Origin of the sequence: Mesorhizobium sp. M0659 (assembly GCF_040320605.1) — a bacterium.
In the GTDB taxonomy this organism is placed as follows: Bacteria; Pseudomonadota; Alphaproteobacteria; order Rhizobiales; family Rhizobiaceae; genus Mesorhizobium.
On sequence record NZ_JAMYPY010000002.1, the window covers coordinates 79,042 to 95,207 of the forward strand.

The following is a 16,166-nucleotide window of genomic DNA, read 5'->3' on the forward strand; positions in this document are numbered from 1 at the left end:
GTCTCAGATTGCCGCGCCGGCGCTGGAATGTCTGGTGCGACGGCAAGATCGTCCCCACTCGCAAACCATGGAACAATCTCGCGGCCTTGCGGTTCCTAGCATCGAAGGAGAACCCCCATGCTTAGATTCCTTATCCGCCTCGGCGCGATCTACGCGGCGTTCCAGATCGGCCGAGAGTTCGGCCGCAAGGAGACCGAAATCATGCTCCTGCCGCCGCCCGTTGACTACGAGCGGCACCCGACGTCAAGAAACGAAACTGATTTCGGAGAGGCATAGGACTGCTCAATCTGTCTGGTCGATCTGGCCCATGCTGGCGCCGTCCCTGTCAGGCGCATTATTGGTGCGCAGCGCGAGCAAGGCCGAATGGCTGAAGCCGGGACTGGTCGGCCGGGTCAAGAGGTCGAAGGGCGAAGAGAGGCTGCGCCGCGCAAAGCTACCGGATTCCTGGGAGGATAACCAAAGAGCGCGGTCAGTCTTGGGTATATTGTACGATTGTTACCCAAGCGGCGGCCGAGATGGACTCTCTTCGTTGTGGAACTACATTGCCACAATGGCTCAGCTCTTTGAATCCGCCCCAGTGAACGCTTCATATCAGTTGATCGTGGACCACTATGAGACAGCGGTTTCACTCCAGGAGCGCATTGTAACTCGCGTTCGACAACGCAATTTGTCAACGAAAGGTGATGACGAATTCCTGGAGCATCTGAATGCCGTCTTAGCGCGGGTGCGCCAACGCTTGGCTCAGGCCGATCAACGCAATTAATTAAAAATGGGACATCCGCGGTCCGCAGGCATAGAGTGTGCCATCGACGGCAACTCCAAGGGCGTCCGTCGGCTGTGAGCGATCAACATGCTTCCGCCCCGATAGGGAGAGGGGAGCTATGACAGACTCCAGGTCACAAACTCACACTGCCGCGCAACGCGACACCGGCCAAAATTCCATCTATCGCAATTCGCTACTGCTTCGAATGTGCTCGGCAGATTTGGCATTGCTGCAACCTCATTTCGAAAGCGTCTCCCTTGGGCTGAAGACGCATCTCGAAGTGGCGGGGTCACCGATCAGCACCGTATACTTCTTCGAGAGCGGTCTCGGGTCAGTGGTGGGCGAGCTGCGGCCTGGTATCGAAGCTGAGATCGGAATCATTGGTTGTGAGGGCATGACCGGCTCAGCGCTCGTCATGGGCGATGACCGATCAACGCACGATTGTTACGTGCAATTAGAAGCCCGAGCCTTTGGTATAGACGCGGGCCTCTTCAGCAAGGCGCTTTTGACAAGCCCAACCCTGCGAACTTTTCTGCTCCGCTACGTTCACTACTTTCACCTCCAGGCAAGCTTCACCGCTCTCGGCAATGCCCGGATGAACATCGTCGACAGGCTCTCAAGATGGCTGGTGATGTGTGATGATCGCGTCGACGGGAACCGCTTTGCGATTACGCACGAGTTCTTATCAGTCATGCTCGGTGTCAGGCGGCCCGGCGTCACCATAGCGCTGCAAACCTTGGAGGGCCAAGGTCTGATACGATCGATGCGAGGAGAGGTCGTCATCCTTGATCGCGCCCGTCTCATTGCGCTTGCCGATGGGTCCTATGGCAGGGCTGAAGCCGAATACGCTCGGCTGATCGGCCAACTGCATTGACCAAAGGCGCCCCGCCCCTTTTCGACGACCAACTCCGGATCGATTTGCGGTGATGGGGCAGCCCCCATTGAAGGGAAGCGGAGTGTATCGCGGCCGCCGAAACCCTTGGTGACAGGCCGCGCCATTACGCCCCAATTAGACCAAAGGTGCTCAGAGCACGGCTATCCCGTCATCTTCTGCTGGCCGGCGGCCATGGCTATGAGAGCCCGGATCACCTCTGCAGGTCCGGCGGGTTTCATCACTCTTACGCCGGGCGAGAACGCTTCGTGGGTTTCCTCGACCCCCAGGCCGGAATAGACGACGAAAGGAACCGCCCGCCCTGCCAAGGTTTTTGCCGCGTCAACAGCCTCGCCGTCCGACAGCCTGACGTCCAGGATCGCTGCGGCGGGGGTATGGTCAGCAAGAAAACGTTTCGCCTGGGAACATGTCGCCGCTAATGCTACGGCAAAGCCCGCCTCCGAAAGAGCGGACTCCATATCCAGTGCTATCAAGGCTTCGTCGTCGACGACAAGGACCAAGGGTTTGCCCATGCGCGGATGATCGCACGTTTGTAGATGGAAGACGAGTCGAGGCTAGGTCCCTTTTAGGGTCCAGTTCCCGTATGCCGCGGGTCGAGATCGCGAGCAATGGGAACCAACTGATCCAAGCCGAATTATATTTGGTTGGACTGGACAAGGTGTTTGGGATGCATGAAGCAACACAGGCGACTGTTGTCGCCTTCGAAAACCCGGGAGTGTCCAGCAATGACAGTCTGGATTTCGATTACAAGGATTTCTTCGAAAACGGCGCCGTTGCCCTGCATCTGGTGAACGCAGACGGCGTGATCGTGCATGCCAACCAGGCTGAGCTCGACCTTCTCGGCTATCCTGCAGAGGACTACCTCGGTTGTCACATCGCCGAGTTCTATCCCGACCGGGACGTCATAGAGGACATTTTGGGTCGCCTTGCCAATGGCGAGAAGATCGTAAGATATCCGGCGCGATTGAGGGCCAGCGATGGATCGATCAAGCACGTCGAAGTCACCTCAAGCGGACATTTCCGGGACGGCAAGCTGATCAACACCCGGTGCTTCACGGTGGATGTAACCGACTTGGTGCACACCCGCTCGGAGCTCAGGCAGCAAGACAGTACCTATCACCAGATACTCGATGGCCTACCCGTCGCCATCTACACGACCGATCAGGATGGGACGATCACCTACTACAACCGCGCCGCGGCCGATCTGGCAGGCAGGGAGCCTGAGGTCGGCAAGGATAAATGGTGCGTGACGTTCAAGCTGTTCACTGCCGACGGCAAGGAATTGCCGCACGATGAATGCCCGATGGCCATCGCGCTCAAGGAGAACAGGCCGGTCCGCAATCAGCAAGCTGTTGCGCAGCGTCCCGATGGATCGTTTTTTCCGTTCCTGCCCTACCCGACACCGCTGCGGGACGAGCACGGCGCTCTGATTGGCGCCGTCAACATGCTGCTGGACCTGACGGACCGCCAACGCGCGGAAGAAACCAGGCAGCACCTGTCAGCGATCGTGGAATCCTCATTTGACGCTATCGTCAGCAAGGATCTCAATACCATCATAAAAAGCTGGAACCAGGGCGCCGAACGGCTTTTCGGCTATACCGCCGAGGAAGCGATTGGCCGGTCGGTGACCATGCTGATCCCCGAAGACCATCAGGACGAGGAACCCCGCATCCTCCAACGCATTCGCCGTGGCGAACGCGTCGAACCATTCGAAACGACCCGCCAGCGCAAGGATGGCAGCCTGGTTCCGGTTTCGCTGACGATATCGCCCGTGCGTAACGCAACTGGGCAGATCACCGGCGCATCGAAGATAGCGCGAGACATCACGTCGGCGAAGGAGAATGAATATCGCATCCGCATGCTGATGCGCGAGGTCAACCACCGGGTGAAAAACCAGTATTCGGTCATCCTGTCGATGATCCGGGAGACCAACAAGCGATCGGAGACGCCAAAACAATTTGAAACCCAGGTGCGCGAGCGCATCATGGCGTTGTCGCGATCTCACGACCTGCTTGTATCGGCGGATTGGAAGGGTGCCACGATCAGCGACCTTTTGGCGGCCCAGGTCGAGCCTTTCCCGCGGGGGGATTTGATCGAAATGTCGGGCCCATCATTGGTGCTCAGTCCCAACGCAGTTCAGTATCTCGGGATTGCCTTCCACGAACTGGCGACCAACTCGGCCAAATACGGGGTTCTCTCAGGGGACAAGGGCCGGATCTCGGTCACATGGGGCATCACCGGTTCCGGTGCTTCGAGGCTCTTTCACCTCACCTGGGTCGAAACCGATGGGCCGCAGGTTCAGACTGTCGGACAAGGTGGCTTTGGAACCGTGGTGCTGAAGCGGGTCGCGCCCGCAGCGGTTAGTGGGCAGGGAATTCTCGAACACGGTCCGCATGGCATAACATGGAGCTTGGAAGCGCCTTTGGTTTCCGTGGCAGCTTCTGCCGTCCATGAAGCTTAGAAGCAGGAAGCAGCCCTGCAACGAGCATTCGTCAATTGGAAGCCCTTGATGCGGCCTTTGCCGAGCGAAAACCCCGTTTCCGCTAAAGATCGCCAGAGCCATTGCTAAAGTCGACAGAGCAAATCACCGGCAGAGGGCGCATTTCGTTGCACGGAACGGGACAGGACCGGCGTAGCCAGAGGCGAGGTAACTATGGACATCGACGAGTTCCGTGCGACCCTTCAGGGAGTAGAGCCCCCGGCGAATCTTGGGATGGCGCTCCACGCTCTATGGTGGGATAGACAGGGCGATTGGGAGCGGGCGCATGAGTGTGTGCAGGCCAACGAATCTGATCCGGCCTCTGTATGGGTTCATGCCTATCTGCACCGCAAAGAAGGCGACCTTTCTAATGCAGCCTACTGGTACCGCCGCGCCGGGCAGCCTGTGGCAACTGGCAAGCTAGACGCAGAGTGGGAGTCGATTACAGAATCACTTCTTGCAGGATAGTGAGGGGTCGCCCAAGGGGCAGCCTAGCGCCTCATCGCCCCCGTAGAGGCGAAACTCACCTCCGCCCGATGGGATCGGCTGGAGCCCAGGAGGTCCGAACGTTTCCGCATAAATTGATGCAGCGAGATTGTTCTCGCGATTCCGTAAGGTCTCTGTTTAATAAGCTATATCTAATATTGACTACTTTCTGTCGCTCAAAAGTCGCAGACTTCATTTTACTGATCACCGTTAGCTTCTTGGTAGCTCTCATGACTATAAACTTCTTGCGGGCGAATAGCTTTCATGCTGCCTTCGCGCACTCAGGAATCAGGGAGCTTAGGCATGGCGGAGCGGATTGCGCGTGATGGGTTTTGGGTTTTGCATCTCGCGCGCTTGCCGCAAGTCGTGTCGCTTCGCTCCAGCACTTCCGCCTTGATGATCCTAACTGTTGCCCTTGCGCTGAGCGCCGCGCCGGCTCGGGCCGATGGCGGCAATGGTAGCAGCGCAGGCGCTGGACAAGGTGGCGTTGACGGCGCGCTCGCGAGTGCCACGGGTCAGAATGCCGCCAATGGCGCGACCGCTGGTGGCGGTGGTGGCGGCATTGACCTCACGACGGGTGACGGGGCGCCAGGAGGATCGGGAGCGGTAAGTGGGACAGCCAACAACCCAAATGGCGTTGCCGGTGCCACTGGTGCTACGGGTCTGGTCATCTCGACAGACGGGACCATTGCAACCAGCATCAGCGGCGGGGCCGGCGCTTTGGGCTCCCCTGGCACGAATGGCGTCGTCAGGAGCGGCGGCGGTGGCGGTGGCGGTGTGGGCGTCAGTGCCACGGCCGACGTTACAGTCACTGGCACAGGATCGGTGAGTGGTGGCACTGGCGGCCGAGGTGGGACCAATGGCAACAGCGGCAGCGGTGGTGGCGGCGTCGGCATATTCTCGTCCGCAAACGTGTTTGTAGAGGCGGGCGGCAGCGTTACCGGCGGCACGAGTCTCTCCACAATTGGGGTCCAAGCAGGTGGTGGCGGCGGCGCAGCTGCCATCGTCCTGATGGGCGGCGGGACAATCCAGAACAGCGGGAATCTGCTCGGGGGTGCCGGTGGAAGAACAGTTCTCGGCGGCGGTGGGGACGGTGGCGTCGCTGTTCTGCTGCTTTCAGGTGGAACCGTCATCAACAAGCTAGGTGCGACGATCGTTGGCGGCAGTGGCGGTCAGGGCTCCTTGGCAGGCGGCGATGGCGCCGCAGGGATCAAGGGCGCCAACATCGCGGTCATCAATGCGGGTACGATCAGCGGCGGTGCCGTCGGCACCGGTGGCGGAACGCCGGCAGCCGGCAAAGCCATCCAGTTCACCGGCGGCGTCAATTCGCTGGAGATTCAGGCCGGCTCCACCATCACAGGCAATGTGGTCGCTTTCAGCGCCGCGGATACATTCAAGCTGGGTGGCGATATCAGCGCCAGTTTCGGTGTGTCGCAGATCGGCGCTGGCGCCAAATATGACGGGTTTGGGTTCTACGAGAAAACCGGAAACAGCACCTGGACCCTAACGGGGACGACAACTGCCGTCACGCCTTGGACCTTGTCCGGCGGGACCCTGCAAATTTCGAGTGACAACAATCTGGGCGCCCTCTCGGGCGGCTTGACCTTCGACGGCGGCACGTTGCGCACGACCACCAGCTTCGCCACCAATCGCAATGTCCTGATCAATTCGACCGGCGGGTTCGACACGGTGGCAGGCACGCAGTTGGACGTGTCAGGCCAGGTGACCGGCACCGGCACACTGGTCAAGAGCGGCGCCGGCACCCTCAACGTCACCAATTTGTCCAACAGCTATACGGGTGGCAACATCGTCAATGCAGGAACGCTTGCCGGCAACACCGTGGCGATCCGTGGCGACATCCTGGACAACGGCGCTGTCTCGTTTCTCGACCTCGGCCCCCACACCTTCGGCGGAAATATCTCCGGCTCGGGCAGCGTCGACATCGAAGGCTTCGGCACGCTGACGCTGACCGGTGCCAACACCCACAGCGGCGGCACGAAGGTCGGGACCGGCAAAAGCATCTCGGTCGCGTCGGACCAGAATCTGGGTGCCGCGACGGGCCTGCTGACACTCGACGGCGGCGAACTCGGCACGACAGCAAGCTTCGCCATGAGCCGCGATGTCAACCTCACTTCCGCCTATGGCTACTTCCGCGCGGCGGCGGGTACGACGCTGACCGCCAATGGCGAGCTGAGCGGCGTGGGCGGCGTCTACAAGGAGGGCGCCGGCACCCTGGTGCTCAAGGGCGACAGTACCTATTCCGGCCGCACCACCGTCGACAGCGGCAAGCTTATCGTCGAGGGCTCGCTCGGCAGCACCGAAACGACGGTCAACAGCGGCGGCACGCTGGGCGGCTCCGGCTCGATCGGCGGCGCGGTGATCGTCGCCGATGGCGGTGTGCTGGCGCCGGGGTCCAGCCCTGGCACGCTTACGGTCGGATCGCTCAGCCTGAGCTCCGGTTCTATGCTCGACTACGAGCTCGGCCAGGCGGGCATTGTCGGCGGCGGTGTCAACGACCTGATCGAGGTGACCGGCGCGCTGACGCTGGACGGCAGCCTCAACATCACCGATGTCGGCGGCTTCGGGCCTGGCGTCTACCGGCTAATCAATTATGGCGGCGCACTCACCGACAATGGTCTCGAGCTCGGCAATCTGCCGGCCGGTGTCACGGCCGCCGACCTGACGGTGCAGACCTCCGTCGCCAACCAGGTCAATCTCGTCAGCAGCGTCGGCACCGACTTGCTCTTCTGGGATGGTGACGCGGCCGGCAATGCCAACAATGATCTGGTCGACGGCGGCAACGGCACGTGGACGGCGACAAGCCTGAACTGGACGACGAGCACCGGCCTGGTAACTGGCGCGATGAAGCCGCAGCCCGGCTTCGCCATCTTCCAGACGCTCGGCGGCACCGTCATCGCCGACGGCAGCGCCGGCGCGCTTGCGATTACGGGCATGCAATTCGCCGCCGATGGCTACCGCATCGAAGGCGACGCCATCACGCTTGATGGCGCTGGCGGCGAGAGCATCATTCGGGTCGGCGACGGCACGGTGGCCGGAGCAGGTTACACCGCCACCATCGCCTCCGTGCTAACCGGGACCAGCAGCCTGACCAAGACCGATGCGGGCACGCTGGTGCTGTCCGGCGCCAACACCTACACGGGCGGCACCACCGTCCTGGGCGGCGTGCTATCTGTTTCAGCCGACAACAATCTCGGCGTTGCCGCTGGCGGCCTAACGCTCTCCGGCGGGACGCTGCGCAACACAGCGGCGTTCAGCTCGGCGCGCGACGTCACGCTTTCGTCGGCCGGCGGCACCTTCGACACTGTGGCCGACCTGACCTTGTCCGGTGCGATCTCTGGCGCTGGCAGCCTTGTCAAGACCGGCGCCGGCACGCTGACGCTTACGGGAACGAACAGCTATGGCGGCAACACGTTGGTCAGCGCTGGCACGCTGGTCGGCGATGCAACCTCGATTCGTGGCGACATCGGCAATTCCGGCACTGTCGTGTTCGACCAGGCGGCGGACGCCAGCTTCGCCGGCGATATCTCCGGCACCGGCGCAATGATGAAGGATGGCGCCGGCGTGCTGACGCTGTCAGGCACGTCGCTGCTGGACTGGACCGTCAATCAAGGCGGCCTCGTCTCGGCAGCCGAGCGCTTCGGTGGCGATGTCGCGATCGGCGCCGGCGCCTCCTTCACATTCGACCAAGTCGCCTCCGCCAGCTATGCCGGCGTGTTCTCGGGCGCCGGTACGTTCATCAAGGACGGCCAAGGCACGCTGCTGCTTGCGTTGGACAACTCAGGCTTTACCGGCGCCACTACGGTCAGCGGCGGCACGCTTGCCGCGGGCGCTGCGAACGCGTTCAGTTCCTCCTCGCAGTTTTCCGTCGCCTCGGGCGCCACGCTCGATCTTGCCGGCACGTCCCAGACGATTGCGGGGCTGAGCAACGCCGGAACGGTGCGCATCGCGGGTGGCGTCCCAGGCGACACACTTACCGTAAGCGGCGACTATGTCGGCAATAGCGGCGCCGTCGTTCTCAACGCTGCGCTCGGTGGTGACGGTTCGCCGACAGACATGCTGGTGATCGCCGGCAACACGTCAGGGACGGGTACCCTTCAGGTCGTCAATTTCGGCGGGTCGGGCGCCCAAACGGTCGGAGGCATCAAGATCGTCGACGTCGGCGGCGTCTCGAACGGCAGCTTCTCGCTCGACGGCAATTATACCTTCGAAGGCGATGCAGCGGTCGTCGCGGGCGCCTACGGATACAGGCTCTACAAGAACGGCGTCAGCACACCGGCCGATGGCGATTGGTATCTGCGTTCGGCCCTGGTCAACGGCGATCCCGATCCGCAGCCACTCTATTCGCCCGGCGTGCCGCTGTACGAGGCCTATGAAGGGGTGCTGCAGGCCTTCAATGAACTGGGCACCATGCAGCAACGCATTGGCAATCGGTCGTGGGGCGAGGGTGCTACGCCGCAAGGTGCGGACCTGCCAGGCCAGGGCTCGGTCGACGGCAAGGCGATATGGGCGCGCATCGAAGCTGCCCATGCCGAGATCAAGCCTGAGACGTCGACCTCCGGCACGAACTATGACGTGACCACCTGGAAGCTGCAGGCCGGCATCGATGGCCTGCTGCACGAAAGCGACGCCGGTACCCTGATCGGAGGGATTACGGCCCACTACGGAACCGCGTCGTCGGACGTCTCCTCGATCTTCGGGGCAGGGTCGATCGCTGCCACCGGCTACGGCGTCGGCAGCACGCTCACCTGGTTCGGCAGCGGTGGCTTCTACGTCGACGCGCAGGCCGAGGCGACATGGTATGACAGTGACATCCGGTCGGCCACGCTGGGCACCACGCTTGCGGACGGCAACAACGGTTTCGGCTACGGGCTGAGCATCGAGACCGGACAGAAGATCGCCCTCAACGGCAACTGGTCGCTGACGCCGCAGGCCCAGCTTGCCTATTCCTCGGTCGACTTCGACGCGTTCACCGACCCGTTTGGCGCCGTCGTGTCGCCCGGCAGCAGCAACAGTCTCGTCGGCCGCCTCGGCCTCTCCGCGGACTATGAAGACCAGTGGGTGGACGATGCGGGGCAAGTCAGCCGCACGCACATCTATGGGCTCGGCAACCTTTACTACGACTTCCTCGACGGAAATGATGTCGATGTGTCTGGCACGAAACTGGTCAGCGAAAATCAGGCGCTGTCGGGCGGTGTCGGCCTTGGTGGCTCGCTGAGCTGGGCGGACGGTCGCTACGCCGTCTTCGGAGAAGGGACAGCGCGGACAAGCCTCAAGGATTTTGGCGATAGCCACGCCCTGGGCGCCAAGCTCGGGTTCGCTGTGAAATGGTAGCGGCGATCAAGCTGGACATGTCGACTTTGGCTTGAGGGTCGTGTCCGGCACGGCTATGGAATCCGGACTTGCGGGCCACCCGGCTCGTCGCCCTCGGACGTTTCCTTACCGGCTGCCGGCATCAAGTACCAGGCTCGCATCCGAAGCACCCTGGCGGTCGATCACAGGGATGCCAGCGCGCTGGACATGCGCTCCAGTCCTTGGCGCAACAGAGGACGCGGGCAGCCGACATTCAGGCGGATGAAGCCTTCGCCGCCAGGCCCATAGACGCGGCCATCGTAGAGATTAACCTTGGCCCAATCGACAAAGAACTTCTGAATTCCACCCACTCGGCCATCGAGCGCGCACGCGTCCAACCACACCAGAAACGATGCGTCGGGCCGCATGGGCGTGATGCCTGGAAGGTGTTCACCGGCGAACTCGCAAACCAGATCGATGTTGCCGGCGATGTAGCGCGTGAGTTGGTCGAGCCACGGCGCGCCGCTGCTGTAAGCAACCTCCAAAGCCAGGCGGCCGAAAAAGTTCGCATTCACCATGAATGACGCCTGCATTGCGGCAAGAAGCGCCTCGCGGCGCTTTTTGCTGGCTACCGAAATGGTTGCCGAAGGAACCCCGGCAAGATTGAAAGTCTTCGTTGGAGCGGTGCAGATGAACGATTTCTCGGCAGCATCTTCCGAGATGGAGGAGAAGACGATGTGGGGGCGATCCGACAACCTTATGTCGCAGTGAATGTCGTCGGATATGACCAGGATCCCATGACGCTCGCAGATGTCGTTGAGCGCCGCCAATTCTTCGCGTGTCCAGGCCATTCCGGCAGGGTTGTGAGGATTGCACAGCAGGAATGCCTTGGCACCGCCGGCCGCCAGTTTCTCGAAATCCTCGAGATCGAGCTCATATCTGTTGTTCTGCAGCCTCAGCCGGTTCGTAAGCAGAACGCGGCCGTTTCCCTGAACCACTTCGAAATAGGGCGAGTACACGGGCGACTGCACAATGACGCCGTCACCGGGCTTGGTGAAGGTTCGCAGTATCGCAGCCACCGACGGCATGATCGCCGGCGCGGGAAGCAAGGTTTCCAGTTTCGGCGACCAGTTGTGCCGGTGCGCGAACCACGATTGCACGATCTCATAGTGGCGCGGATCGCGGCGTGTGTAGCCGTAAATGCCATGCTCCGCGGCCTCGCGCAGTCGCGCGATGACGGTTTCCGGAGCGCGGAAGTCCATATCCGCCGTCCACAGCGACAGCAGGTCCTGGCCCTCGACCTGGGGAGAGAACTCGTCCCACTGGTTGGCCCATTTGACGGATCCGAACTGCTGACGGTCGTGGATCTGGTCGAAATCTATTCCCGCGATATGTCGCTGCCCATGCGCCGATGCGGGCGAGTCTGCACAAGCCATTTGATAGTCACCTGGCCGCGGGCATTGCTTGTGGCATCATCATCGCCTCCTAGGATTTGCGGCCACGCGCCAATTGGCGCTCCATAGATTGCGAGTAACGCGACATGCCGAAGCAAAAGCTCCAGTAGACCAGCCCCGCAAAGAGGTAGCCGGTTGATGAGATCGTCGGGCCTGCCCAGTTCGGATCGACGCGCGCCGTTTCAACGGCCTTCAGGAAATCCGCGATGCCGACGATGGCGACCAGAGTCGTGTCTTTGAACAGACCGATGAAGGTCGAGACGATGCTCGGTATGACGATCGTCAGCGCCTGAGGGAGGACGATCAGGCGCATCATGTCGAAGTAGCCGATCCCGAGCGCCTTGGCCGCTTCGTGTTGGCCCTTCGGGATCGCCTGAAGGCCGGCCCTCACGACCTCGGCCATATAGGCGGACGAGAACAACGCTATCGCGATGAGCGGGCGCAACAGTCGATCAGGCGTCAGATAATCCGGGACGAAGAGCGGCATCATGAAGTTCGCCATGAACAACACTGTGATAAACGGCACGCCGCGGACGACTTCGATGAACGTGACGCAAACCGTCTTGACGAAAGGGAGTTCCGACCTGCGTCCAAGCGCCAGGATAACCCCGATCGGAAGCGAGAAGACGATGCCCACGATCGACATCAGCAACGTGATCAAGAGACCGCCCCAGAGCGTCGTATCGATGACAGGCAAATGAAGCCAGGCAACGCCGCGCACGAGAACGAACGCGGCCACGGGGTAGACGAGGAAGAACAGCAACGCCGCCATTTTGCGCCGCGGAGCCTTCGTCCACAGGAGCCAAACGATGAGGATGGCGCCGATCGCCTGCGCAAGGTCCACGCGCCACCGCTCGGAAACCGGATACGCGCCGTATCGCAGGTAGTCGAACTTCTCGGCGATGAAAGGCCAGCAAGCCCCCTGGCTGTTCGCACGGCAAGCTTCATGGCCGCCGCTCCAGACCGCGTTGAAGATCGCAAAGCTCAGGAAGTGATGCAGCAGCCACGCGGCTAGGAGGACAAAGCATATTGTCAGCGCGCCTGAAGACGGCGTCGAAAACAGGTTCTTTTTCATCCAGCTCACTGGACCCGGTCGAACGTCCGCGGGAGGCGCCATGGCTGGTATGAGTGCGCTGATCACAACTGGCGAACGCATGGACTGATCGCTCACCCGTCACCTCTCAACGATTGCAAAATGTTGGTTGCACGCGTTCATGGCCAATGACGTGGCAAGGGAGATAACGAGATAGACCGACAGGGTAATCGCCATGACCTGGACGGCGGCTCCGGTCTGGTTGAGCACCGTGCCTGCAAAGATCTGAACGAGGTCGGGATAGCCGATGAACACGGCAAGCGACGAGTTCTTGATGAGATTGAGATACTGGCTTGTCAAAGGGGGAATGATGATGCGCAGCGCCTGGGGAACGACGACCAGACGAAGCGTCTTGCCCGGCGCCAGCCCCAGCGCATGCGCAGCCTCGGTCTGGCCCTTTGGCACTGCCTGGATTCCACCTCGCACGATCTCGGCGATGTATGAACCGGTGTAGACCGACAGACCGATCAGGAGAGCGGCAAACTCCGGATAGAGCTGATGCCCGCCTTGAAAATTGAAACCCCGCAGCTGCGGAGCGACGAACGAGACCGGCTCGCCAGCCGCCAGGAAAAGGACCAACGGAAATCCTGTCAAGATCGCCAGACTGACCAGAAGCACCGGCAGCTGCTTGCCCGTCCGTCTCTGGACGCTCCTGGCGCGAAACCAGAATGCAACGCAGCAGGAAATGGCCGCAACGAATGCCAGGCCCACCAGACCCGCTCCCGGATGCAAATGAATCTCCGGAACGATGAGGCCGCGATTGTTGAGGTAGATGCCGCCGGGCATGGCGATGGACGCCTTCGGCGAGGGCAACGGCTTGAGGACGGCGTTGTACCAGAACAGCAGCTGCAGCAATAACGGAACATTTCGCACAAGCTCGACATAGGCGGTCGCCACCTTCGAAACGATCCAGTTCGGCGACAGGCGGGCAACGCCGATCACGAAGCCAAGCAAGGTTGCGAACAGGATTGCGAGGAGACTGACGTAGAGGGTGTTGACCACTCCCACCCAGAACGCCTGACCGTAGCTGGACAATGCATCGTACGGTATCAGGGTTTGATTGATGTCGAAGCCGGCAGACTCATTCCAAAAGTCGAATGAGAGCGGAATCCCCCGGACCCGCATATTCGATGCAGTCTGCATGCCGATGCCCAGGGCCAAGGCCAGCAGGCAGCCGGCGAGCAAGAGCTGGTAGAAGATGCCCCGCACCTTCGTATCGTGCAGCGACAACCTCCTGCGCGACGGCGCGGGAAGCGACAAATGGGACATGGGCTGTTCCTATCGGGTCCGTGCAAGGCGCTGACGGTAACACGCCAGCGCCTTGCAACCATGCCTTTGCCTAAAGCGCGTCGGGTTTGAACGGACTCAGGCGACGCGCTTTAGGGTCTTCGGTATGCATGTCGTTGTCTCAAAACCGGGGCCATTTTTGAGCGACATGCATTAGCGGATCGGCGGAGCGTACTGAACGCCGCCTTTGTTCCAGAGCGCGTTCATGCCGCGCTCCATTTTCAGCGGCGAATCCTTGCCGACATTGCGATCGAACACTTCGCCGTAATTGCCGACCTGCTTGATCACCTCGACCGGCCAGTTATCGCCGAGCCCGATGTCCTTGCCTATGCTGCCTTCCACGCCAAGCAGGCGGCGGATGCTGGGATTGTCCGACGATTTCATGGCATCGACGTTCTTGGAGGTGACCCCGTATTCCTCCGCGGCCACCATGACGTAGAGCGTCCACTTCGCCACATTGAGCCACTGGTCGTCACCCTGCCGCACCGCCGGGCCAAGCGGCTCCTTGGAGATCAGCTCAGGAAGAACAATGCTGTCGTCCGGCTTGGCCATGCGAAGCCTCGACGCGTTCAAGGTGGAGGTGTCTGCGGACAAGACGTCGCAACGCCCCTCCTCATAAGCCTTCACCACAGCTTCCTCGTCCGCGAAACCAACCGTCGTGTACTTGATCGACTGCGAGCGAAAATAGTCGGCAAGGTTCAACTCGGTCGTGGTGCCCTGGGTGACGCATATCGATGCGCCGTCGAGCCCCTTGGCCGACGTGATGTTGTCGGCCTTGCGCACCATGAACCCCTGGCCGTCATAGAAATACGTGCCGGCAAACAGTATGCCTAGCGACGTATCGCGGGACGATGTCCAGGTTGCGTTGTGCGCGAGAATGTCGATCTCTCCCGACTGCAAGGCGGTGAAGCGATCCTTTGGCGTCAATGGGATGAACTTGACCTTTTGCGCATCCCCGAGCACGGCAGCGGCCACGGCGCGACAATAATCGACGACAAATCCGGTCCATTTGCCTTCATTGTCGGGGAGGCTGAAGCCAGCCGTGGCCGAATTCGTGCCACAGGTCAGCACGCCATTTTTCTTGACATTGTCGAGGGTCGCGGACCACGCCGAGGAGGCGGTGCACGCGATGGCGAGGGCAAGTAGGCCCTTGAACGTTGATCTCATTTCGGCATTCCCCTGTTATTGTTGAAAGGGAATGTGCTCTCCAGGTAAACTATTCGTCAAATCGATTGTCCTCATGGTCAAAATGAGCGCCCCTCATAATTGCGCAGCACCCGCTCGCAGGTAAAAAGGCGCTCGAGTGTTGAAACAGACGACAGCGCGCGCGACCTATTTTACGGCCGACCCAGGTCTCCGACGGTCGACCCTTGGTCTCTTGGTCCGCGACTCGTTGTAGATGCTCACGATGATTTCCCGGAGCCACCTGGTTCCCGGGTCATTCGCCATCTGGCGGTGAACAATAAGCCAGGCATTCACATTCGATATCGGAATGGGTGGCGGGACCAACGTCACCTCACTCCTCTCGTCCAGCATTTGCAGGATGGCATCACCGCAATGGGTAATCAGTTCAGTGCCGCGAAGCGCCCAGGGCAGCACCGGATAGTTCGAGATGGTCGCAACGACATTGCGGCGAAGACCCATCTGTTTGAGGGCGGCATCCGCGAGGCCTTCCGCCAGGCCATCTGCGGAAATCTGGAGGTGAGAACTGGCCAAATAGGTTTCCAGCGTCATAGCGCTTCTGGCGATCTTGCTTCCACTCCACACCGCGCAAAACAATCGGTCCTGGCCAAGCTCCACCTTCAAGAGACCTGGGTCGTCGCGTATCGCTGCTCCCGTCAGCGCACAGTCAACTTGTCTCAAATAGACCGATGAACCGATTTCGGGTCCGTTTGCGGGAACGACGTTCAGCGTCGCGCCAGGAGCTTGCCTGGAAAATTCTCGAATGAGGCCCGGGATGAAAACCATGGCATGATAATCTGTAAGCCCAACTCGAAAGTTGCGTCGCGTCGTTGCTGGATTGAAGATCTGATGCCGGTCGATCGATGCGCGGATCGTCGCGAGTGCGGCGGAAATATTCGACAGCAGCTCAACTGCCCGGGGAGTTGGCCGCATCTCGCCGCCATCTCTGGTGAACAATTCATCCTGCAATAGATACCGAAGCTTCGACAGGGAGTGGCTTACAGCTGATTGTGTTCTGCCCAATTCGGTAGCCGCCCGCGTCACGCTCCTTTCCCGCATCATCACGTCAAAGACCCGCAATAGATTGAGGTCGATATCGTTATAATTCATGGAATTACCTCATCTGCGACCTGAGACCGCACCAGGCGGCACTAACGCGTTGGTTGCGACGGTGACAGATGGGGCACGAAGAGTGAAGACAGAGGTCCGGCTACGCCTTT

The 16,166-nt window shown here is 60.8% G+C and carries 11 protein-coding genes and 2 pseudogenes; 7 read left to right on the forward strand and 6 right to left on the reverse strand.

The features are described from left to right. The first annotated feature begins 117 nt into the window (after positions 1-117). The 3 genes from NKI31_RS03555 to NKI31_RS03565 all read left to right on the forward strand — a co-directional run bounded on the left by NKI31_RS03555 (position 118) and on the right by NKI31_RS03565 (position 1,637). A complete protein-coding gene (locus NKI31_RS03555) occupies positions 118-276 on the forward strand; it encodes a hypothetical protein (protein WP_023744144.1) in 159 nt (52 codons plus the stop codon). 31 nt (positions 277-307) lie between these two features. Beyond that, the gene (locus NKI31_RS03560; protein WP_352650465.1) at positions 308-763 is read left to right on the forward strand and encodes a hypothetical protein; all 456 of its coding nucleotides are present in this window, start codon (positions 308-310) and stop codon (positions 761-763) included. Positions 764-881: 118 nt separating this feature from the next. After that, positions 882-1,637, forward strand: coding sequence for a Crp/Fnr family transcriptional regulator (locus tag NKI31_RS03565; RefSeq protein ID WP_352650467.1), 756 nt, complete (start codon positions 882-884; stop codon positions 1,635-1,637). Between the two features lie 161 nt (positions 1,638-1,798). Here the strand turns inward: NKI31_RS03565 and NKI31_RS03570 are convergent, their stop codons facing one another. Continuing rightward, complete coding sequence (locus tag NKI31_RS03570; RefSeq protein ID WP_352650469.1) at positions 1,799-2,167, reverse strand: response regulator; 369 nt, start codon at positions 2,165-2,167, stop codon at positions 1,799-1,801. Between the two features lie 155 nt (positions 2,168-2,322). Here NKI31_RS03570 and NKI31_RS03575 point away from each other — a divergent pair, with 155 nt between their 5' ends. The 4 genes and pseudogenes from NKI31_RS03575 to NKI31_RS31820 form a co-directional block, all read left to right on the forward strand. Then, the gene (locus tag NKI31_RS03575) at positions 2,323-4,116 is read left to right on the forward strand and encodes a PAS domain S-box protein (protein ID WP_352650471.1); all 1,794 of its coding nucleotides are present in this window, start codon (positions 2,323-2,325) and stop codon (positions 4,114-4,116) included. Between the two features lie 192 nt (positions 4,117-4,308). Then, the gene (locus NKI31_RS03580; protein ID WP_023704064.1) at positions 4,309-4,602 is read left to right on the forward strand and encodes a hypothetical protein; all 294 of its coding nucleotides are present in this window, start codon (positions 4,309-4,311) and stop codon (positions 4,600-4,602) included. A gap of 1,029 nt (positions 4,603-5,631) precedes the next feature. Beyond that, positions 5,632-8,457, forward strand: a pseudogene (locus NKI31_RS31815) (beta strand repeat-containing protein); the annotation flags it as partial. Between the two features lie 150 nt (positions 8,458-8,607). Continuing rightward, positions 8,608-9,972, forward strand: a pseudogene (locus NKI31_RS31820) (autotransporter family protein); the annotation flags it as partial. A 161-nt stretch (positions 9,973-10,133) separates the two neighbouring features. Here the strand turns inward: NKI31_RS31820 and NKI31_RS03590 are convergent. From NKI31_RS03590 to NKI31_RS03610, 5 genes are all read right to left on the reverse strand, one after another. Next, a complete protein-coding gene (locus tag NKI31_RS03590; RefSeq protein ID WP_352650475.1) occupies positions 10,134-11,366 on the reverse strand; it encodes a MalY/PatB family protein in 1,233 nt (410 codons plus the stop codon). Between the two features lie 49 nt (positions 11,367-11,415). Then, entirely contained in the window at positions 11,416-12,540 is a 1,125-nt protein-coding gene (locus tag NKI31_RS03595; protein ID WP_502899094.1) for an amino acid ABC transporter permease, read from the reverse strand. Positions 12,541-12,558: 18 nt separating this feature from the next. Then, positions 12,559-13,746, reverse strand: a complete 1,188-nt coding sequence (locus NKI31_RS03600) for an amino acid ABC transporter permease (RefSeq protein ID WP_352650477.1) — start codon at positions 13,744-13,746, stop codon at positions 12,559-12,561. Between the two features lie 171 nt (positions 13,747-13,917). Next, positions 13,918-14,931, reverse strand: a complete 1,014-nt coding sequence (locus NKI31_RS03605; RefSeq protein WP_352650478.1) for an amino acid ABC transporter substrate-binding protein — start codon at positions 14,929-14,931, stop codon at positions 13,918-13,920. A gap of 165 nt (positions 14,932-15,096) precedes the next feature. Further along, positions 15,097-16,056 (reverse strand): LysR family transcriptional regulator, encoded by a 960-nt coding sequence (locus NKI31_RS03610; RefSeq protein WP_352650481.1) that lies wholly within the window; start codon positions 16,054-16,056, stop codon positions 15,097-15,099. Positions 16,057-16,166 lie beyond the last annotated feature (110 nt).